20 protein-coding genes are annotated in these 20,959 nt (G+C 45.7%); all 20 read left to right on the plus strand.

The features are described from left to right. The first annotated feature begins 10 nt into the window (after positions 1-10). The 20 genes from MKY63_RS20750 (at position 11) to MKY63_RS20845 (ending at position 20,912) form a co-directional block, all read left to right on the plus strand. Positions 11-1,372, plus strand: a complete 1,362-nt coding sequence (locus MKY63_RS20750; protein ID WP_339809743.1) for a CCA tRNA nucleotidyltransferase — start codon at positions 11-13, stop codon at positions 1,370-1,372. Further along, a complete protein-coding gene (locus MKY63_RS20755) occupies positions 1,362-2,162 on the plus strand; it encodes a biotin--[acetyl-CoA-carboxylase] ligase (RefSeq protein WP_339809744.1) in 801 nt (266 codons plus the stop codon). Before MKY63_RS20750 ends, MKY63_RS20755 begins: the two co-directional genes overlap by 11 nt. Before the next feature lie 336 nt (positions 2,163-2,498). After that, positions 2,499-3,365, plus strand: coding sequence for a 3-methyl-2-oxobutanoate hydroxymethyltransferase (panB, locus tag MKY63_RS20760; RefSeq protein ID WP_339809745.1), 867 nt, complete (start codon positions 2,499-2,501; stop codon positions 3,363-3,365). Next, the gene (gene panC / locus MKY63_RS20765; protein ID WP_339809747.1) at positions 3,366-4,256 is read left to right on the plus strand and encodes a pantoate--beta-alanine ligase; all 891 of its coding nucleotides are present in this window, start codon (positions 3,366-3,368) and stop codon (positions 4,254-4,256) included. Beyond that, positions 4,249-4,632, plus strand: a complete 384-nt coding sequence (gene panD / locus MKY63_RS20770) for an aspartate 1-decarboxylase (protein ID WP_339809749.1) — start codon at positions 4,249-4,251, stop codon at positions 4,630-4,632. Before panC ends, panD begins: the two co-directional genes overlap by 8 nt. Before the next feature lie 113 nt (positions 4,633-4,745). After that, a complete protein-coding gene (locus MKY63_RS20775) occupies positions 4,746-5,387 on the plus strand; it encodes a hypothetical protein (RefSeq protein ID WP_339809751.1) in 642 nt (213 codons plus the stop codon). Positions 5,388-5,513: 126 nt separating this feature from the next. After that, the gene (gene dinG, locus MKY63_RS20780; RefSeq protein ID WP_076134667.1) at positions 5,514-8,375 is read left to right on the plus strand and encodes an ATP-dependent DNA helicase DinG; all 2,862 of its coding nucleotides are present in this window, start codon (positions 5,514-5,516) and stop codon (positions 8,373-8,375) included. Between the two features lie 130 nt (positions 8,376-8,505). Continuing rightward, positions 8,506-9,159, plus strand: coding sequence for a redox-sensing transcriptional repressor Rex (locus MKY63_RS20785; protein ID WP_036676294.1), 654 nt, complete (start codon positions 8,506-8,508; stop codon positions 9,157-9,159). Next, positions 9,146-10,447: an amidohydrolase gene (locus tag MKY63_RS20790; protein ID WP_339809754.1), complete on the plus strand. Its 1,302-nt coding sequence runs from the start codon at positions 9,146-9,148 to the stop codon at positions 10,445-10,447. The genes MKY63_RS20785 and MKY63_RS20790 overlap by 14 nt, the downstream gene beginning before the upstream one ends. Before the next feature lie 172 nt (positions 10,448-10,619). Further along, on the plus strand, positions 10,620-11,138 hold the full coding sequence (locus MKY63_RS20795; protein WP_036676299.1) for a DUF5590 domain-containing protein: 519 nt from the start codon (positions 10,620-10,622) through the stop codon (positions 11,136-11,138). Between the two features lie 410 nt (positions 11,139-11,548). Continuing rightward, a complete protein-coding gene (locus MKY63_RS20800; RefSeq protein WP_076297402.1) occupies positions 11,549-12,091 on the plus strand; it encodes a hypothetical protein in 543 nt (180 codons plus the stop codon). Then, a complete protein-coding gene (locus tag MKY63_RS20805; protein WP_339809757.1) occupies positions 12,084-13,586 on the plus strand; it encodes an AAA family ATPase in 1,503 nt (500 codons plus the stop codon). The genes MKY63_RS20800 and MKY63_RS20805 overlap by 8 nt, the downstream gene beginning before the upstream one ends. A 133-nt stretch (positions 13,587-13,719) precedes the next feature. Beyond that, on the plus strand, positions 13,720-14,592 hold the full coding sequence (locus tag MKY63_RS20810) for a 3-hydroxyacyl-CoA dehydrogenase NAD-binding domain-containing protein (RefSeq protein ID WP_036676304.1): 873 nt from the start codon (positions 13,720-13,722) through the stop codon (positions 14,590-14,592). Further along, the gene (locus tag MKY63_RS20815; protein ID WP_036676305.1) at positions 14,589-15,797 is read left to right on the plus strand and encodes an acetate kinase; all 1,209 of its coding nucleotides are present in this window, start codon (positions 14,589-14,591) and stop codon (positions 15,795-15,797) included. The genes MKY63_RS20810 and MKY63_RS20815 overlap by 4 nt, the downstream gene beginning before the upstream one ends. A gap of 21 nt (positions 15,798-15,818) precedes the next feature. Further along, positions 15,819-17,117 carry an asparagine--tRNA ligase gene (asnS, locus tag MKY63_RS20820; RefSeq protein ID WP_036676308.1) on the plus strand — a complete coding sequence of 433 codons (1,299 nt, stop codon included), beginning with the start codon at positions 15,819-15,821 and terminating at the stop codon, positions 17,115-17,117. A 31-nt stretch (positions 17,118-17,148) separates the two neighbouring features. Beyond that, on the plus strand, positions 17,149-17,901 hold the full coding sequence (locus MKY63_RS20825; RefSeq protein WP_076302747.1) for a DnaD domain-containing protein: 753 nt from the start codon (positions 17,149-17,151) through the stop codon (positions 17,899-17,901). Positions 17,902-18,124: 223 nt separating this feature from the next. Beyond that, positions 18,125-18,580 carry a sigma-70 family RNA polymerase sigma factor gene (locus MKY63_RS20830; RefSeq protein WP_254924542.1) on the plus strand — a complete coding sequence of 152 codons (456 nt, stop codon included), beginning with the start codon at positions 18,125-18,127 and terminating at the stop codon, positions 18,578-18,580. Continuing rightward, on the plus strand, positions 18,571-19,068 hold the full coding sequence (locus MKY63_RS20835) for a hypothetical protein (RefSeq protein WP_339809758.1): 498 nt from the start codon (positions 18,571-18,573) through the stop codon (positions 19,066-19,068). Before MKY63_RS20830 ends, MKY63_RS20835 begins: the two co-directional genes overlap by 10 nt. A gap of 15 nt (positions 19,069-19,083) precedes the next feature. Next, positions 19,084-20,190, plus strand: coding sequence for a hypothetical protein (locus MKY63_RS20840; RefSeq protein ID WP_036676314.1), 1,107 nt, complete (start codon positions 19,084-19,086; stop codon positions 20,188-20,190). Next, on the plus strand, positions 20,187-20,912 hold the full coding sequence (locus tag MKY63_RS20845) for a hypothetical protein (protein ID WP_248548501.1): 726 nt from the start codon (positions 20,187-20,189) through the stop codon (positions 20,910-20,912). Before MKY63_RS20840 ends, MKY63_RS20845 begins: the two co-directional genes overlap by 4 nt. The last annotated feature ends 47 nt before the right edge of the window (positions 20,913-20,959 follow it).

A 20,959-nucleotide genomic window follows, 5' to 3' on the forward strand; every position in this document is an offset into this window, starting at 1 on the left:
GGAGTCATATATGGAATGGACAATGGCACCTTCTGCGATGGCAATTGCAGCGGAGATTGTAATTTCCGAGTTAACCCAAAATGGCCACGAGGCTTATTGGGTTGGAGGATGTATTCGCGATGAGCTATTGGGAAGGCCAGTGCATGATATGGATATTACAACCTCAGCACTGCCAGAGGAAGTGATAGCTATCTTTGCGCGCAGTGTGCCAACAGGATTAGCTCATGGTACGGTCACCGTGATACAGGATGGCTGTGGGTTTGAAGTGACGACATACCGGACAGAGAGTGGTTATGTAGACCACCGTCGTCCTGAGCATGTTTTTTTCGTCAACGATGTGAAGGAGGATCTTCGTCGTCGTGATTTCACGATCAACGCGATTTGCTGTGGATTAAATGGGGAACTTATTGATCCTTTTGAGGGTGAGAAGGATCTACAGCTGCAGGTGATTCGCTGTGTAGGCGATGCGGAGGAGCGGTTTGACGAAGATGCGCTTCGCATGCTTCGCTGCATTCGTTTTGCATCGGTGCTGGATTTCTCCATCGCGAAGAACACGTGGAGGGGCCTGATGCGCCAGCGGGATAAGCTGGCGCATATTGCTGTGGAGCGTGTCCGCGCGGAGCTGGACCGCATCGTCGAGGGGCCGCATCCTCTGCGCGGCCTCGGCATGCTAGCGCGCTGCGAGCTGCTGGCGCGCGGCAAAGCCCCGTTCCCCTGGACCGGAACCGATATGGCGGCTGCTGCCGCCTCAACGGCTGGGATCGGGGAACTGGAGAGCGCCCGCCTGCGGTGGGCGCTTCTCCTCCATGCCCTGAAGCAATCGGCCCAAGAGGCCGATGTGCTGCTGCGGGCATGGACGTTCTCGGGGACGATGCGGACCGGCATCGTCCAGGTGCTGCGGGTCCGCGAAGCTTGGACCGCTGCGCTAGAGGCCATGCCGCCGGATATGGGCGGCATGGAAGGTCTGCGGCGGCAATGGATCGCCGCCGTGCTGGCCTTCGGCGTGGAAGCTGCCGAAGGGTGGCTCTCGCTGCTGGCGATCCTGCCAGCCGTCGCACCTGCGCTTCCCGCTGTGGTTTCACCAGCGGCCTCTTCTGCCTTTTCCGTCGTGGAATCGTCAGAGGCCTCAACCTCACCTGCCGCTGTAAATATACAAGCGGCAAGAGAATGGATCGCTCAAATGCCGCTAACCAGCCTTTCAGAGCTTGAGATTACAGGCAATGAGCTGGTGGAGGCTTTGGACAAACGTCCGGGGCCATGGCTAGGCAAAATGTTAAATGGACTCCTGCAAGCGGTCGCTTCAGGTGATTTACCTAACGATAAACAATTATTGCTGCTTGAAGCAAAAAGGATGGATGGACATGAGCGATGATAAAGCGCTGTCGCTAACTGAGCTGAAGCGAGAGACCTCCGCTTCGAATTGGATAGGCAACGTTCAGTTGCTGGAATCTGTGGTGTCCACACAAGAAGAAGCTAAGTTTTTAGCGGAAAACGGCGCGCCGGAAGGAACAACCGTCATCGCAGAAGAACAGACGGGTGCCCGAGGCCGAATGGGAAGAAAGTGGTTCTCTCCCCGTGGCAAGGGCATTTGGATGAGTATTGTGTTACGGCCCCAATTACCCTTGTCGGAGACTCCGCAGCTGACATTGCTGGCTGGGGTTGCCGTCTGTAAGGCAATTCGACGGGTAACAGGTGTAGATGCCGGCATCAAATGGCCGAATGATCTGCTTGCAGGCGGTCGTAAGATTTGTGGGATTTTACTCGAATCTTCTCTAAGAGAAGGGGAGCTTCATTATTGCATTGCTGGAATTGGCATTTCCGCGAACATGACAGAGGAAGATTATCCTGATCATCTGCAGGAGGTCGCGACTTCACTTCGGATTGAGCGGGGTGGTGCTCCAGTTGACCGTTCTGAGCTGGTAAAAGCGGTTTTGGACGAGCTGGAGATGCATTACAATTTGTACATGAAGCAAGGTTTCAAACCCATCAAAGAGCTCTGGGAGTCCATGTCAGTGACTTTGGGCCGCCAGATCGCACTGAATAGCCCTCAGGGGCGTTCTGAAGGTGTGGTAGTAGGTTTGGATGAAATAGGTGGTCTGCTGCTTAAAAACAGCTTGGGAGAGATCTCTAACGTATGCTCAGGTGAGATTGAACTTTTATAATATTTTTTATATGACAAGGGTATCATCCCTTGTCATATTTTTTTCGTGTAATTCCGAGCTTTTTTTGTTATACTATGGGTCGGAGGCGGTATCGTTTAACGAACTGTACTCTTGAACTGAAGAACTTTTTTATATTTTTATTATTGGAAATACCTTCATAACTGCGTTTGACGGTTACGTTGGATTCTGCTCTGAGCCGTAAGGACCGAGACAGAAGGGACGATCGCAAGTGACTCTTTTTTGCCCTTCGGACCTTTTTAGCAAATGATTGCTAAAAGGTTTTTTTGTTGCGATTTTTACGGGCAGGTTACTTAAAAAAGGAGGACGAAAAGAGAAATGGCAAACAAACAAGCGCTAAATATTGTAAAAATGAAAAAAATGAAAGCAGAAGGTGTGCCCCTGAGCATGCTGACCGCTTATGATTATCCGTCTGCAGTTCTTGCAGAAGAAGCAGGTATCGACCTTATTTTGGTTGGTGACTCTCTTGGGAATGTAGTCCTTGGATACGATACAACTTTACCGGTAACGATTGAAGATATGGTGTACCATACCCGCTCGGTAACCCGAGGAGCACAAAGCACCTTTATCGTGGCCGATATGCCATTTATGACTTATCACGGAAGTGTAGATGAAACTCTGCGGGGAGTGCGCAGATTAATGCAGGAAGGGCGGGCTCATGCCGTCAAAATGGAAGGCGGACTCGAGATTTGTGAGACTGTAGCTACGGTTGTAGCTGCGGGAGTCCCTGTACTGGGACATATCGGGCTTACGCCTCAATCCGTGAATATGATTGGTGGCTACCGGATTCAAGGCAAAGATGCCAAAGATGCTCAACGTCTGATGGATGAAGCTAAGGCGCTTGAGGCCGCAGGTGCTTTTGCAATCGTTCTGGAGCTGGTAACGGAAGAAGTAGCCCAAGCGATCTCTGAAGCGCTTAGCATCCCAACCATTGGGATCGGTGCAGGCCGTTACTGTGATGGACAGGTATTGGTTTTCCATGATTTGCTGCGGTATGCCTCACCTTACCGTGAGAAACGTTTTGTCAAAACCTATGCGGATGTGGGTAATGTAATCCGTGAGGGCATCAGCCAATATGTGAAGGAAGTGAAGGAACGTTCCTTCCCAGATGAAAGTCACGTTTTTAATGCAGATGTAACGGTTTTGGATTCTTTATATGGCGCTGCAAGAAAGGAAGGAAAATAAATGAGAGTCGTCAGAAGCATTGAGCAGCTGCGCGAAGCTTTGGAGTATATGAGACAAGGCGGGCACGCCCCGATTGGGTTCGTTCCTACGATGGGATACTTGCATGACGGACATGCCAGTCTGCTTCGCCGGGCTGGAGAAATGAGCAACACAGTGGTAATGAGCATTTTTGTGAATCCTTTGCAATTCGGGCCAAACGAGGATTATGATTCCTATCCGCGTGACGAGCGTCGAGATTTGGAACTCGCTGAACGTGAGGGAGTAGATATTGTATTTATCCCCAGTGTGGAAGAAATGTATCCGCAGCCTACTCGGACTACGGTCTCGGTCTCGGAGCTTACTACCCGGCTTTGTGGGGCTTCCCGCCCTGGGCATTTTGATGGTGTAACCACAGTGGTTAATAAATTCTTCAATATTGTACAGCCGGATTATGCTTTCTTTGGGCTGAAGGATGCTCAACAAGTTGCTGTGCTTCGCCGAATGGTGTCCGATCTTAATATGAATGTCGAAATTATCCCTTGTCCGATCGTTCGTGAAGGGGATGGACTTGCACTCAGCTCACGTAACGTATTCTTGTCTCCAGAGGAGCGTAGTCAGGCATTGGTGTTATCTCGTTCCTTACGTGAAGCACGTCAGTCCATTGAAGAAGGAAAAGTAAGAACCGTTGCTGAAGTGCGGGAATTGTTGACATCGGTTATTTCCAGCTCTCCTCTAGCGGTGATTGATTATGCGGAGATCCTAAAATTCCCTGATCTTGAAGGATTAGAGGATGAAGCTCTTTTATCAGAAGTGGATGGGGAAATTATAATAGCGCTCGCCGTGAAGTTTGGCAGAACACGCTTGATTGATAATAATGTATTTATTCCAAAGGAGGTTGCTGCACTTGTTTAGACATATGATGAAATCCAAAATTCACCGCGCAACAGTAACGGAAGCGAATTTGAACTATGTGGGCAGTATTACCATTGATGAGAGCTTGATGGAAGCCGCGGACATTCTTGAGAATGAAAAAGTTCAAATTGTGGATAACAATAATGGTTCGCGACTGGAAACCTATGTAATCCCTGGACCGCGTGGAAGCGGAGTGATCTGTCTTAATGGTGCCGCGGCTCGTCTTGTTCAGCCGGGCGATACAGTAATTATCATTTCGTATGCGATGTTGTCCTCGGAAGAACTGGATTCACATAAGCCAACGGTGGTATTCGTGGATGAGAATAACAAACCAGTGAAGCTGGCTGATCATGAATTGCATGCTACAATCGCTTAATGTATGGACTTACGCCATGTAATGAATGGCAGGGATGAAAGACCCCGATCTCGCAGAAAATGAAGTCAGGCAAGCTGAACTGATTTCATCTTCAGTAAGGGGGGGGATAGCCCATGTTTCAACATTTGTTTGCTGAAATGAACAAGGTGCTTCAGGAGATCGTAACAGATTACCCTACAGCGGAGGGTGCCCGCCGGAATGAGCTTTTATGCAATTATAATATGCTGCATAGACTGAGCGATAAAGTGATGGATGAATGGCTCGCTTTTGCTGAGAAGCTTAGTTCCTTTCGCGAAAGTACGGATTTTACAGCAGTGGTCGAAGAGGAAGTGCCGGAACAGGAAGCACCAGAGCTGTGTATGGATTCCTTTGTAAGAGGTCAGGGGTATTATAAGCTGCTGATGTATGGAAAGTGTATTGATCAGTTTAAAGAAGTTATTGCGCAATACCCGGATAGCTTGGCTGCTCGATTATATTTGGCCATCTCTTATCTGCAGGAAGGTGACGGTGAGTCCGCTTGGAGTCATCTGAACCATATGCTGGGCTTGATACGGGAAACCAAGCTGAAAGCCATGGTTTATAATGCTTTAGGCTGCATACGAGCCTCACAGGAACGTTTCAATGAAGCGCAGGAATTGTTTGATCTTGCTTTGCAGCATGATCCTGCGCTTCCGGAACCAAACGTTAACTTAGAGGTATGCCGCCGTCGTGGAGGGAAGCTGCATTTTGGAAATCAGCTGGTTTCCCTTTTGTAAAAGAATAACGGTTTTGGAAATTTCCATTCAAGCGATGCATCCCCTGAACCAGTGGTGTGCATCGCCTTTTTTCGCAACTTCTGTTATGCTGATTAAGAGTCTCAATTGAAAGGGAATAGAATTATAATGAAATTTGCCGTGCTTGATTTTGAAACAACAGGAACCCAATCCGTGGGTGAAATTATCCAGGTTGGCCTTGCAATTATAGAAGAAGACCGGTCCATCTCCCGGGTATATGGTTCCTATGTCAAGCCCGGAACGCCGATTCCTCCTTTTATAACAGGTCTGACGGGGATTACCGATGATGATGTGAAGGATGCGCCTGAGCTGGATGAGATGATGATGGAGCTTGTTCCGCTCTTGGATGATGTTGTGCTCGTAGGGCATAATGTCGCTTTCGACTTCCATTTTTTACAAAATGCTTTAGATCGTTGTGGTTATTTGCCATTTCAAGGGCGGATTTTGGATACGATTGATTTTCTGAAAATTTGCTTTCCTTCGCTCACATCTTATCAGCTAGGCTCTGTCAGCGCTCATTTTGGAGTGACGCATGATCGTCCGCATCAGGCAGATAGTGATGCACTTGCGACTGCTTTAGTGCTGCTGAAATGTCTGGAGGAGCTCTACGAGCTGCCGCTGCTTACGATCCAGAGACTCTGTGAGTTGTTTACCGAAGAGGATAGTGATCTGGGCTGGTACTTTGATGGTCTGCTGCGAGAGCGGGAAGCGGAGACGCTACAGCCCGAAGGTGATCTGACTTTCTATCGTCAATTAGCGCTTGCAGTAGGAGACTGGACGGAGTTAGCGCCACCTAGAGATGAGCATGCTGAGAATCCGCTAGCGAATTTATCTTTTACTGATTATATGGACGAAGTAACCAAACGACTTAAAGACACATTACCGCAGTATGAAAGCCGGGAAGCTCAGGATATTATGATCAATGAGGTGATGACGGCACTTGCCGAAGACAAACACCTACTGATTGAAGCGGGCACAGGAACCGGTAAATCGCTCGGTTATTTGTTGCCTGCCATTTATCAAAGCGTTCGCACCAATGAAAAAGTCATGGTCAGCACTCATACCATTAATCTGCAGGACCAATTGCGCGAGCGGGATATCCCTTTGTTAACGCAGGTAGTTCCTTTTCCGTTTAAAGCTGCTATTTTTAAGGGAAGAGGACATTATTTGTGTCTGCGTAAGTTTGAGCATAAAATTAATAAAAAGGACTTTATAAGCCCAAGGGAAGATGCGCTTACTGCCGCTCAGATGATCGTATGGCTCACTCAAAGTGAATCAGGGGATGATGAAGAGCTGAATTTAAGCGGCCGGGGCGGTGATTTCTGGGAGACGGTGGCAAGCGATACCGATTCCTGTCTGGGCCGTTCTTGTCCGTGGTTCCGCAAATGTTATTATCATAGGGCTAAGCATGAAGCTGGGATTGCTGACGTGGTCATTACAAACCACTCTAAGCTATTCGCAGATGTTAAGGCTGGGCACCAGCTGCTTCCGGCTTACGAGCATCTTGTCATTGATGAAGCACATCATTTAGAAGATGTGGCTGGTAAACATCTTGGCATGCATATGAAGCATTTCACTGTGGCACACACGTTATCGCGACTGTATAAAGATAGCCGAAACGGACAGCTTCCTGCTCTGCGCCAGATATTACAGTCGTCAGGCAGTGAAGAGGCTTCAGAATGGAGCGGAGTCATCGATCGGATTTACCCGGATCTGCTTACCGTCAAAGAAACCTGGGATGCACTCAGCGACAAGCTGTTCAGCCTTTTGCCGGAACGCAGTGATGCAGGGGCGGGGGAAGCGGGACAACTGGTTATGCGGTTGCTTCCCGCCCGTAAGCCGAAGGATTGGGATGAATTAGTTGCGCTAGAGAACACTATGAATCTGACGTTAAGCGATATCATCCGTAAGGGTGATAAAATGCTTAACGAGATGCGTGACCAGGAAAGCCAATCCTCAGCAGACAGTCTTGTTACTGATATTAGCGGTTTATTTAAGGATTTGGCTTCCATCCGTGAGCAAGTAAGATTCTTTATGGGGCTGAATGACGATAATGTAGTATATTGGCTGGAGGCAAATGGAAATTACCGCAGCAAATCACTACAGCTGTATGCCGTCCCTGTGGATGTTAGCAGCCAGCTTAAAGAGTTGTTCTTCGATAAGAAAAAAAGCATCGTGCTTACCTCGGCGACGCTGTCTGTAGATAAATCTTTTCAATTTATGATTGATAATCTCGGACTTAACGAAGCTGCGGAAGAGGGACGTCTAATGACCTCACTCCTTCCATCCCCCTTTAAGTATCGCGAGCAGGCACTGCTAGTTATACCGCGTGATTTTCCTAGTGTGAAGGGGAGTGTGGGCGATGCTCGATTTGTCGATACACTCGTACAGTCATTATCGGAAGCTGCTAAAACAACACGTGGGCGGATGCTGGTTCTGTTTACTTCTTATAAAATGCTGCGTCAGGTATATGATCCGCTTAAAGAGGCTTTAGCCTCACAAGAGATTACGGTGCTTGGTCAAGGCGTGGAAGGTGGCAGCCGGAGCAAGCTGATCCGCCGCTTTCAGGACAGTGCAGCATCCGTTCTGCTGGGGACGAGCAGCTTCTGGGAAGGTGTAGATATTCCAGGTGAAGCACTGACTTGCCTGGCCATCGTGAGACTTCCGTTTCAACCGCCGAATCACCCGTTGGCGGAAGCGAAGTCTGAGTTATTGCAGGCCCAGAAGAAGAATCCGTTCATGAAATTATCTGTTCCTCAAGCGGTTATTCGTTTTAAGCAGGGATTCGGAAGACTGGTTCGCACGGCGCAGGATCGCGGAATAGTTATTGTTTATGATACGAGGGTTATTGAATCTCATTACGGGAAGTATTTCCTTTATTCATTGCCTGGTCCCAAAATGGAGCATATGCTTACTGATCAAATGGTCCCTCGCATAGCGGAATGGCTAGAGGATGGCGGCGCTTCTTAAAACGCTCGTCTTCAGTTTAGCTCCTCCTTATCCTTAAGGGCGGTGTGTTACAGTACCGTCCTTAATAAGGAGAGGTAGACGTTTGAATATGGATTTTCACAAGAACATTACTATTTTTAGGAGGGAAAATATGAAATCGGATAAAATATCAGAAGCCGTTGTTCGCAGACTGCCTGTGTACTTGCGTTTTTTGAATGATCTCCAGAATCGCGAAATATTAACAGTTTCCTCTCAGGAACTTGGGCAAAAGCTTGATCTTAATCCCGCACAGATTCGTAAGGATTTAGCATATTTTGGTGACTTCGGCAGAAAAGGTATCGGCTATGATGTAACGTATCTTATTGAGAAAATCCGTCATATCCTGAAGCTGGATCAACAGCTTAATGTAGCTTTAGTTGGAGCAGGTAATCTCGGACATGCCTTGTCTAATTACAATGCATATCTCAAAGATACTATGAAAATCACGGCTATATTTGATTCGTACGCTCCTAAGGTTGGACGTAAGATCAACTCCCTTACTGTGCAACCGATGGATGAACTAGGCAGCACAATTCGTGAGCAAGGTATTCGCATTGCCATTATTACCGTACCTGATTCAGAAGCTCAAAATGTAGCAGATATCCTCATTTCTTCTGGGATTGAAGCGATTTTGAACTTTGCCCCTGTGATTCTGAAGACACCACCGAATATCCGGGTGCATGCAGCTGATTTTACAACTGATCTGCAAAGTCTTGCTTATTACTTGCGGGATGGAAAGGAAGAAAGCGAACATGAACAACAATAAAACGATAATTAAGGGCGGGTATTTTCTGACTCCGGGAACGGATGAGCCGGTTCTGAGTGGATATATGACTATTGAAGATGATTTAATCACTTACATAGGAAAAGAAGAGCCTCAGATGGAAGCTGGAGTGCAAGTGGTTGATGGCAGCCGTCTGCTGTTCATGCCTGGACTTGTAAACACACATGGTCATGCGGCGATGTCTTTGCTGCGTGGATATGGAGATGATTTAGCGCTACAAGTGTGGCTTCAGGAGAAAATGTGGCCGATGGAGGAAAAGTTCACCGGTGATGATGTATACTGGGGAACCTCCTTATCTGTATTGGAAATGCTGAAGGGTGGAACTACGACCTTCCTCGATATGTATGATCATATGGACCGAGTAGCCGAGGTAGCTGAGTTATCAGGTATCCGTTCCGTATTGATGCGTGGTGTGATCGGGTTATGTCCAGAGGATGTACAGAATCACAAGCTTGCGGAAGCGATTTCTTTTGCCCGTAACTGGCATGGAAAGGCTGACGGTAGAATTACTACTATGATCTCGCCACACGCCCCTTATACTTGCCCTCCTGCCTTCCTGGTTAAGTTCGTGCAGGCAGCGCATGATCTGGATTTACCGATGCATACGCATATGTCCGAAACGAAACGTGAAGTGGAACAAAATGTGGCGGATTACGGGTTGCGTCCTGTAGCTCACTTAGAGAAGCTTGGAATGTTCACACGTCCCTCGATAGTTGCACATGGTGTTCATTTAAATGATGAAGAGATTGAGATCTTGGCTCGCCATAATGTGGGTGTATCTCATAATCCGGGCAGTAATTTGAAGCTGGCTAGCGGAGTGGCTCGGGTTACTGATCTTCTAAAAGCTGGTGTGAAGGTGTCTCTTGGCACGGATGGCGCGGCAAGTAACAATAACTTGGATATGTTTGAAGAGATGCGGCTTGCAGCTCTCATTCATAAGGGTGTCAGCGGTGATCCAACGGCTGTCCCTGCTCCAGAAGCTCTGCGTATGGCTACAGAATATGGCGCGCAGTCCATCTTTTTAAATAATGTAGGCAGACTTGCTGTAGGGATGAAAGCTGATTTCATTGCTATTGATATCGATCAGCCGCATTTGCTGCCACACACAGATCTGTTGTCTCATGCAGTTTACTCTGCTAGCGCTAAGGATGTTGAGCATGTGTGGGTGAATGGTAAACAGGTCATCAAGCATGGACAATGCTTAACCCTGGATGAGGAAGCTATCCGGCGTAAAGCGCAAGAAGCCTTCGAAGGTTTATTGAAGCGTTAAGTCTGGAGAATAACGAATAAATAATAGGCTGCGACTTTTTGCTTTTAGCAAAAGTTGCGGCCTTTTGTGCATTTTTAAGACTGGGAAAGCTAGAAAATTATGAAATTTTGGATAAACACGCAGGTGTGTTATATAATCAAAAAAGATATATTACTAGAAAGGGAGCTGTACCTTGAAGAAAAGGAAAAAATGGATCCTCCTGGGGTCAGTTCTGATTCTGCTCCTGGGGTTTGGACTTATCCAGTTCTATGCCTATATTATGAAAGATCAATGGAACGAGCGTGATATCGCTAAGGATGTTGCCAAAACCAGAGCGGGTCTAACAGAGGTAACCAAAGCACAAAAATCGGTTTGGGATGAAAATGCAGTGTACTGGGTTTTAACAGGAAAAAATGAAGCCGGGACTGCTCTTATGGTCTGGGTCCGCTTTACGGTAGATGGAAAATTTGCTGAAGGCGACGACGCAGTGTTTGCTGAGGAACTAAGTAAAGGAACCTCGGAAGCCCAAATACGCGGCATTATCAAAGCTGATCTTCCGGACATAACGATTGAACGCTTGCTGCCGGGAGTATATAACGGAGAGTATGCTTGGCAGCTTTTTTATAAACAGAGCGGTCGGTATTATTATCAATTTTATCGGTTTTCGGATGGGTCCCGAATGGGTGAAGGTTACAGTTTACCTAAAAGTTAAGCCGAACATAAGGAAATTAAGGGTGGCATAGTAAACAAGCGAACTTATTATAAGTTCGCTTGTTTACATTTATTTGATGTACAAAAGTGATATACTAAGTGATATACTGAATGGGTAGTTATCACCGAATATTCTTTTAAATTCACATACAAAAATAAGCCGATTGATTAAAAATCAAGGCCGGTTTTGTCGAAAGTGAGGAATATATTTGGTATTGATGGAAATTTTTAAAAAATTAAATTTTAAATATATTCACATTTATTTTGAAATTAGTATATACACCTGTGATATACTACTACTTGTAATTAGAACAGCAATAAGAGACTTCAGTCTCTCTGATGAGCTCTCAAATAGCTATAGATTATTATAATGAGCTTTATATTTTGTCATCTTTGAGAGGAGGACGTTTCTTGAAATTACGTCTTGTACCTGTGCTGATAACGTCTCTACTGTCGGCTACTCTATTGTTTGGTGGCTTCTTTTTGTATCGTCAGTTTGCAATGCAGGAACCACTTCAGAAGATTGTATCTCAATATGAGGGCGTCAATAATTCTCATATCAGTATTAACCGCAATGAGGTCACTTTGAAACTTGATCTCCAGCCAGGCACGAAATTACGTGAACTGGTTCAGTACGTCTCCAAAGAAGGAAAATCGATGATTGATGGACGTACACTGAAACTTGATGTAGAACAGAACTCCAGTGAACTGCTGGATGAATACTGGGATAAAGCGATGTTCTCTGTAGCTGAAGCCATGGAGAGCCGTAAATATACACTTATACCCACAGAACTTGATGGACTCAAAGCGCAATATCCGCAATATAAAAATGTGATAGCCTCAACAGAAATTGACGACAATAATGTCTATGTAAGCTTGAGTAATGGAAAAGAAAGCAAATTTATTATTTTGCCGCGTAAACCTGCGACATTGGGGGTATGGAATAATGCCTAAATACCTTAAAGAAATTCTAATCGGATTTGTTCCTGTCTTGTTTATTTTTATGGCTTTTCTAGGCATTAATATATTCCCGATTGTAATTGCTGCTGGGATGCTCACGGCTTTACTTATCATTGCTCATTTAAGAGGCGGACTTGCGGTAAATGCAGGTGCCGGGAAGAAACGCAAGAAGGATGGACCTTCAAAGCTCACTTTTGAAGAAATTGGCGGGCAAGACAATGCAAAGCAGGAGCTTCGTGAAGCGTTGGATTTTTTGATCCGGCATGAGGAAATCAGCAAATTCGGGATTCGGCCTTTGAAAGGGATTCTGCTTACAGGCCCTCCAGGAACAGGTAAGACCCTTATGGCTAGAGCAGCAGCACATTATACGAACTCTGTATTTGTGGCAGCATCAGGCAGTGAGTTTGTAGAAATGTACGTAGGTGTCGGTGCCGGCCGTATCCGCGATTTGTTTAAGGATGCCCGTACCCGCGCCCTTAAGGAAAACAAGCAAAGCGCTATTATTTTCATAGATGAAATTGACGTAATTGGCGGTAAGCGTGAAGGCGGACAGCAGCGAGAATATGATCAGACCTTGAATCAGCTGTTGACCGAGATGGACGGGATCTATAACAACGAAACGCCGCGCATTCTGCTGGTAGCAGCCACTAATCGTAAAGAAATGCTTGATTCAGCATTGCTGCGTCCTGGCCGGTTTGACCGTCATATTCAAGTCGACATGCCTGATAAAAAAGGCCGTAAATCGATTCTCGAATTGCATGCCAAAAATAAGCCGCTTCATGCAAATGTGAACCTCGACAAAATTTCCGAAGAAGCCTATGGTTTTTCCGGTGCTCAGCTCGAAAGTGTTATGAATGAGGCAGCAATTTATATGATGCGTGAGGAATTGACAGAGGTTGAGCAGCGGCATCTGTCGATGGCGATTGACAAGGTTATGATGGGGGAAAAAACGGACAGAGAAACTAACCACGAAGAGAAAAAGCGGGTGGCAATCCATGAATTGGGACATGCCATTATGGCTGAGCTGCTGCGTCCGGGAAGTGTTAGTCAGGTTACACTGACTCCGCGGGGGCAAGCCCTTGGTTATGTACGTCACAATCCTCAGCAAGAGCAGTATCTGTACACCAAGGATTATTTAGAAGATCAGATTATGATCGCACTTGGTGGAGCGGCTGCAGAAGAAATGTATTATGGCGGACGAAGCACAGGTTCGCGTGGCGATTTTGATCAGGCCCTGAATATTGTCGAAACCATGATGAAATCCGGATTGACTTCGTTGGGTATCGCCAAGCTGGAAATGGTTACCACTGAAGAACTTATGAAGGAAAACAGTAAAATATTGGATGAGTTGATAGTACGTACTCACGACCACCTTGAAAAGCAACGAAATGTATTTGATTACTCCCTTGACATTTTAATGAAGGAAGAAGTGCTCTCCGGAGAGCAATTTCGATGTCAATTTCGTGACAGCGTGCGTTTACCAGCATAAATATTTATGCTGGTTATTTTTTTTTACTTTTCAGGCATGCTAAGATATCATTATATGTCGGGCTTTATAAATTTTTGCGACAGACAAGGTACAATACAAAAGTATAGATACCTGAAAGGATGGAGACTTTTTTATGAATTTCAAGAAAATTGGTGTCATCGGCGGTGGCACAATGGGACAAGGGATTGCCGAAATGCTGGCAGCCAAGGGCCTGGATGTATTGCTGGTGGAGAAAACCCCTGAGAAACTGGACTACTCCTACGAAATGATCGAGACAAGTCTAGATAAGCAACTGGAGAAATGGGCGATCACTCAAGCTGAGAAAAAGCTGATTCTTAGCCGCATTCAAAAAGTGACACATTTCGCAGAGCTGAGCTCTTGTGACATGGTTATCGAAACAATCGTTGAGGATTTAGAAGAAAAGAAAAAAATATTGAATCAACTGGATCAAGTATGTCCAAACCACATTATTCTTGCCAGCAATACGTCAACACTTAGCTTGACTGAACTTGCAAGTTCTACAATGTATCCGGAACGCGTGATCGGAATGCATTTCATATACCCTGTAGCTAAAGTGGATCTTGTTGAAATTGTACGCGGTCTGAAAACTTCAGATGCTACTTTTGAAGATACAAAATCCTTTGTTGATGAAATTGTTGAGAAAAAAGGTGTAATGATTTATGAATCCCCAGGATTTGTAACATCACGCCTCATTTGCTTGTTTATCAACGAAGCTATGCATGTACTGCAAGAGGGCGTTGCCTCCGCACAGGATATTGACGATGCTATGCGTATTGGTTATCAATTCCAATATGGACCGCTTGAAATGGCTGACAGATTTGGTCTGGATTCGGTCCTTGCTGCACTCGAAAATATGTTCCGTGAATATGGTGAGCTGAAATATCGTCCTTCCACGATCCTTAAGAAGATGGTGCGTGCAGGACAATTAGGTATGAAATCAGGCGAAGGCTTCTTCCAGTACGACAAGGATGGTGACCGTATATGAATATTCTAGTAATTAACTCCGGTAGTTCTTCTTTAAAATATCAATTGTACAATATGGCTGATGAATCCGTTTTGGCTAAAGGTTTGGTGGAACGTATCGGGATGGATTCCTCCATTCTGAACCATAAACCTACTGGTAAAGCTGAAGTAACAGAAGTAAGTGAAATTTTGGAGCATAACACAGCGATTCGTAAAGTTCTAGCTTGCCTAACGGATAAAGAGCATGGCGTTATTGAATCCATTAAAGAAATCAATGCTGTGGGTCACCGTGTAGTACATGGTGGTGAATTCTTCAAAGCTTCCGCACTTGTGGACGCTGATGCCAAGACTAAAATTCGTCAATTGTTTGACCTTGCACCCCTGCATAACCCAGCAGCAATGATGGGGATTACGGCTTCTGAAGTAAATATGCCGGGTGTACCGCAGGTTGTTGTATTCGATACTGCATTCCACCAAACAATGCCTGAAAAAGCTTATATGTACGCGATTCCTAGAGTACTGTACAATAAATATAAAGTTCGTCGTTATGGCGCACACGGTACATCACACGACTTCGTAAGCAAAGCTGCTGCGGAGTACTTGGAGCGTCCGTTGGAAGATCTGAAGATCATTACTTGTCATATCGGTAACGGAGGTAGTGTAACTGCAGTTCAAGATGGAGTGTCTGTGGATACTTCGATGGGTATGACTCCTCTGGAAGGTTTGATGATGGGGACTCGCAGTGGTGATCTTGATCCAGCAATTGTACCTTACGTGATGAACAAGGAAGAATTGTCCGTAGGCGAAGTTAACTCCATGTTGAACAAACATAGTGGACTTCTAGCAATTTCGGGCGTAAGCAGTGATATGCGTGATATTATTGAGGGTATGGAAAAAGGTGAGCCTAATTCCACGCTAGCTTTTGAAATGTATGAGTACCGCTTGCGCAAGTATATCGGTTCTTATGCGGCTGCTATGAACGGTGTAGATGCTATCGTATTCACTGCTGGTGTTGGTGAAAATGCTTCATTGCTACGTGAGAAACTGCTAAATAACCTTACGTTCCTGGGTATTGAGTTGGATGTTGAAGCTAATAAAGTTCGCTCCGGCGACCCGCGTCGTATCTCTACGGTAGATTCCAAAGTGCAGGTGCTTGTAGTTCCGACTAACGAAGAACTTGTCATCGCACGTGATACAAACCGTATTGTGCAAGGAATTAACGGCTAAATTAGAGGAGAGATTGAAGGCATGGCTAACAAGAGTGTAATCAAGAACGTGAATGAACATGTTGGAGAAAGTGTTGTTATCGGTTGTTGGGTAAACAACAAGCGCTCCAGTGGTAAAATTCAGTTCCTGCAGCTTCGCGATGGTACAGGTTATATTCAGGGAGTTGTAGTGAAATCAGAAGTGCCTGAAGAGGTATGGGATGCAGCTAAGAGCCTCACACAGGAAAGCTCATTGTATGTGACCGGTATTATTCGTGAGGAGCCTCGCAGTCAATCCGGTTTTGAAATGACTGTTACCGGAATTGAAGTTCTGCACCTTACAGAGAATTATCCAATTACTCCGAAAGAGCATGGCGTTGATTTCTTGATGGATCACCGTCACCTCTGGCTCCGTGCCTCGAAGCAGCGGGCTGTTCTGGTTATTCGTGCGGAGATTATCCGGGCAATCCAACAGTTCTTCAACGAGAGCGGATTTACAAAGGTGGATCCTCCGATTCTGACGCCAACGTCAGCAGAGGGAACTACTAACTTGTTCCACACGAAATACTTCGATGAGGATGCTTACCTGACCCAAAGCGGACAGTTATACATGGAAGCTGCAGCTATGGCACTGGGCCGTGTATATTCCTTTGGACCAACCTTCCGTGCGGAGAAATCTAAGACTCGTCGCCACTTGATCGAGTTCTGGATGATCGAGCCTGAAATGGCCTTCACAGATCATGAAGAAAGCTTGAAGGTTCAGGAAGAGTTTATTAGCTTCGTAGTACAATCCGTATTGAAGAATTGCCGTGCGGAGTTGGAAGCGGTAGGCCGCGATATTTCCAAGCTGGAGAATATCAAAGCACCATTCCCACGCATTACTTATGACGATGCGATCAAGTTCTTGAATGATAAAGGCTTTGAAGATATTGCTTGGGGTGATGATTTCGGTGCACCTCATGAAACAGCAATCGCTGAAGCATACGATAAACCTGTATTTATTACTCATTATCCTGCTTCATTCAAAGCGTTCTACATGAAGCCGGATCCAAATCGTCCTGAAGTCGTACTGTGTGCTGATATGATCGCTCCTGAAGGTTATGGAGAGATTATTGGGGGTTCACAGCGGATCGATGATCCTGCGCTGCTTGAAGAGCGTTATAAAGAGCACAATCTTTCGATGGATTCTTATAAATGGTACATGGATCTGCGTACTTACGGATCTGTACCTCACTCCGGTTTTGGACTTGGGCTTGAGCGTACTGTAGCTTGGATCTGTGGTCTTGACCATGTACGTGAGACTATTCCATTCCCACGTACACTGTACCGCCTCTACCCATAAGTTCTTAGGATTTGAACAAAGGGGGAAGCACATGGACGGCAAGACATGGAGTACCTGGAGCGAAGGCGTCTCCTTCGGTCTGGAGAACGGAATGGCCGTCATACCTTACGCTTTACTGAAGTATTACCGGAAGCTGAATTTAAGCGGAAGTGAAGCGATGCTGCTGATTCATCTGCTCTCCTTCAGGCAAGTGGAAGGGATTGAGTTCCCTTCTCTGGAGGAGCTTCAGGTCGTAACTGGTCGTAGCATTTCCGTTCTCGCCGGAGAATTGCAGAAGCTCATGAAGGAAGGTTTCATTAGCATCGATGGAGACAACGATGAACTAAGAGATATCCATTATGAACGCTACAATTTCTCAGGGCTATATGGAAAGCTAGGTGCTTATCTTGCGACAGCTGTACAAGAAAATGAGCAAGATAAGGACAAGGGAGCATATGCAACATCAGCTCCCCGGGCTGCTGCTTCAGGTGGAGGATTCGGAACTCCCCCCACATCTCCTTCTTCACTTGGAGATAAAGAGGAGAGCCGGAATCTATTCAGTATTTTCGAGAAGGAATTCGGGCGCCCGCTGTCTCCAATGGAATGTGAGACGATTTCCAGCTGGGTGGATCAAGACCGATATCCTGAGGAGCTGATTCTGTTAGCACTCAAGGAATCCGTATTTGCGGGGAAGGTTCATTTTCGTTATATCGACCGGATATTGCTGGAATGGGCCCGTAACCGGGTCAAGAACGCTCAGGATGTTAAGACGTATACACAAAAATTCCGCAATGGTGGAAGATAGATCGTTTAGGAGAGAACCGTATTGCTTTAGCTATGCTAGAGTCTGTACGGTTCTTTTTTTATTTTTTTAGATAAGTGCAGGGGTAGGCGAAGAACTCAGCGTCTATTGCTGTGGGAAGGAGGGGAGAGTCATTGAGGAAGAGCTATTAATCAAGCGGATTTGCCAAGGAGACGAAGACGCGTTTCGCCAGTTTGTAAATACATACAGTCAGCACATATACAAAATCACCTATTCTGTATTACGTGAAGTCAAAGGGGCTGAAGACGCTGCTCAGGAAGCTTTTCTTCAGATGTATAAATCTCTCCCTGACTACCGTTATCAAGGCTTAAAATCATGGATTACGCGGATCGCCTTAAATAAGGCTATTGATGCCAAACGTAAACGTGATCGGCTACGAGAGTTACCTGTTGACTATGAGCTTGTGCTGAGCCAGACACCTTCTAATGAGGAGGATGTACTAGCTACTGTTGTCCGTCGTGACCGGATGAATCGTCTGTCGGGTGAGATCAACAATTTACCGGAGGGTCATCGGGAAATTATGGTGGCTTATTATCTGGAAAATAAAAAATATGAGCAAATTGCTGCTGAAAATGAAATTACTCTGAAGACGGTGGAGTCCAGACTATATAGGGCGAGACAATGGATGCGAAAACATTGGAAGGAGGACGAATGGCTATGATGAAGAGTGGAGAAAACCTAATTCGCCGCGAGCAGGCAAAAGCTTATCTTGAAGGGCAAGAAGATAGTATAGAGCGAGATGAATGGGAACAATTGCTGCTCAAGGATGAAGACACATTTGTTTCATACATGGAGATGCTGGATGAGCTAAAGGAGGATCTGCCTTCATTGGAGAATTCGTCTGCTTTTACAGAGAGAGTTATGGGAGATTGGGTGGCTACGGTGAGATCTTCAGTAGTCATAGAAGAAGTAGCGGGGCAAGAAGAAGGATCACGGCGTTATCGCTGGTATGATAAAACAATCTTTCATTATGCCGTTGCTGCTTCGTTAACGCTGTTGATTATGTCTTCCGGGATGTTTGATAAGTTACTCACGGGTGAAATGGAGCTTATTGTCCCTAAGAAAGATAATTCGCCATCTTATAGCGAACAATTCATGCAAGCCACCAGCGGATGGTTGAGCCGGATTATGGACGGAAGACAGAAATGAGAGGAGAAATGAACAATGCAACAGCAGCGTAATAAAATTAAGGGTCTTTTTCTTAATATGATTCCTGGAGCAGGTCATTATTATATGGGAAGACGCCCACAAGGGATTGTTTATTTTTTGCTAAGCTTTGGTGTGTTATTTATGTCATTCTTAATCGCTATGGCTGAAGGGGATGAGGGGATTCTGGCATTGGGAGTGATCGGATTCTTACTTCTATGGATTCTTTCGATGATTCATCTGGTGATTAAATTACTGCAAATGCCCACTCCAATTGTAGCGCCTGATGGATCAATGCTGGATTTTAGTTCTACTATGCCCGTAAAGACGGAGGATAATGAACGTGTGCATGTCATCTTATTGTCTTTCATTCCTGGATTGGGTCATTTTCATATGGGGCTGATGCAGCGTGGACTATCCTTTCTGATTTCATTTTTCGGATTCATGACCGTTATGTTATTCTTGGCTGGAATTACTTCGAGTGATGCATTTTTGCTGCTGTTTGGAGTATTGCCAGTAATTTGGCTGTATTGCATGTTTGATGCAGTTCAGTTGATCCATCGTAAACAAGCAGGAGAAATGCTTGTTGACCGCACATTATTCGAAGAGATGGAGGCTGGACGTGAGGAAGGACGACGCAGCAAAGTATTAGCGACATTACTATCCGCATTTCCTGGTGCTGGACAGATGTATCTGGGACTGCAAAAAAGAGGGCTCCAGCTCATGCTTCTTTTCTTAGGAAGTATTTATGTCATGGATCTATTGCGGTTAACATTGCTCTTTTTCCTTATCCCGGTCATTTGGTTCTATAGCTTATTCGATGGCTTACAGTTAGTTAGCCGATATGGACGTGAACCTTTGCAGGATAAGCCGGTTATCGAAGGTTTCTTAAATCATCAAGGCTGGCTCGGAGCAGTCCTGATGTGTCTCGGATTATACTTTATTGTTGTGAATGTCGCAGTTCCTGCCATCGATATCAGATTTCCAGAATGGCGGCTGGAATATCGCGTAAATGAATATTTTAAGACCATTGTCGTCTCCGTGTTATTGATTGGTGGCGGGGTGAAGCTGATGACTGGAAGTAAGAATAATAAGAGTAGAAAAGGGGCGGGGGGTCAATCTTGAATAATCCAATAGAAGTAGAGCCGGGAGTCATGGTAACTAGCGAGTTTCCAGTGAACGTAGGGAAGTCTAGAAGTTGGCGTGTAGGTACGTTGTCGATGGGACTGAGCCTTTTATTTCTCGGGGCATTAATAATGGTCTCGCAGTGGAAAGGAGCGGATGTGTTCGAGACAACACTTGCTTGGTGGCCGCTCATTTTTATCTTACTTGGTTTAGAAATTGTGATTTACACCTTATGGTTCCGTGGTAAAGGGAAAATGTACTATGATGTGCTAAGTGTTCTGTTCGTCGGATTTCTGGCAGTGTGCTGTTTAGTATTCGCAGGAGTCAGCTCTTTAGGATTAACACAGGAACTTAGACATGTGATCTCCTCTACGGAGGAGAATTATTCCTTGCCGGAATGGAAGGGGAATGTTCCACAGGGTGTAGGCACACTTATAATCCAGGCTGCCGAACCTTATGGAATTATGGTTGATCGAACGGCTGGGAACGAGTTGAATGTATTTGGGAGTTATTCCACGGCAGAAGGGCAACTCAAGCAAGAGCAAGAGAAGCGGCTGTTGCAAACTAAGCAAGTCGGAGACACATTTTACGTCATCTTAGGAGACATACCTAGACATCTAGTATTCGATAACTCCAGGAGTGCGTTGAACGTGACCGTTGCGGCTCCTGTAAATCTAAAGGTAATCGTAAGAGATAATTATGGAAATGTTGTAACAAGATAAAAAAAGATCGCTTCCCACCCGCTAAGGGGATGGGCTGCGATCTTTTT

This window comes from Paenibacillus sp. FSL R7-0189, assembly GCF_037969925.1.
In the GTDB taxonomy this organism is placed as follows: Bacteria; Bacillota; Bacilli; order Paenibacillales; family Paenibacillaceae; genus Paenibacillus_AQ; species Paenibacillus_AQ odorifer.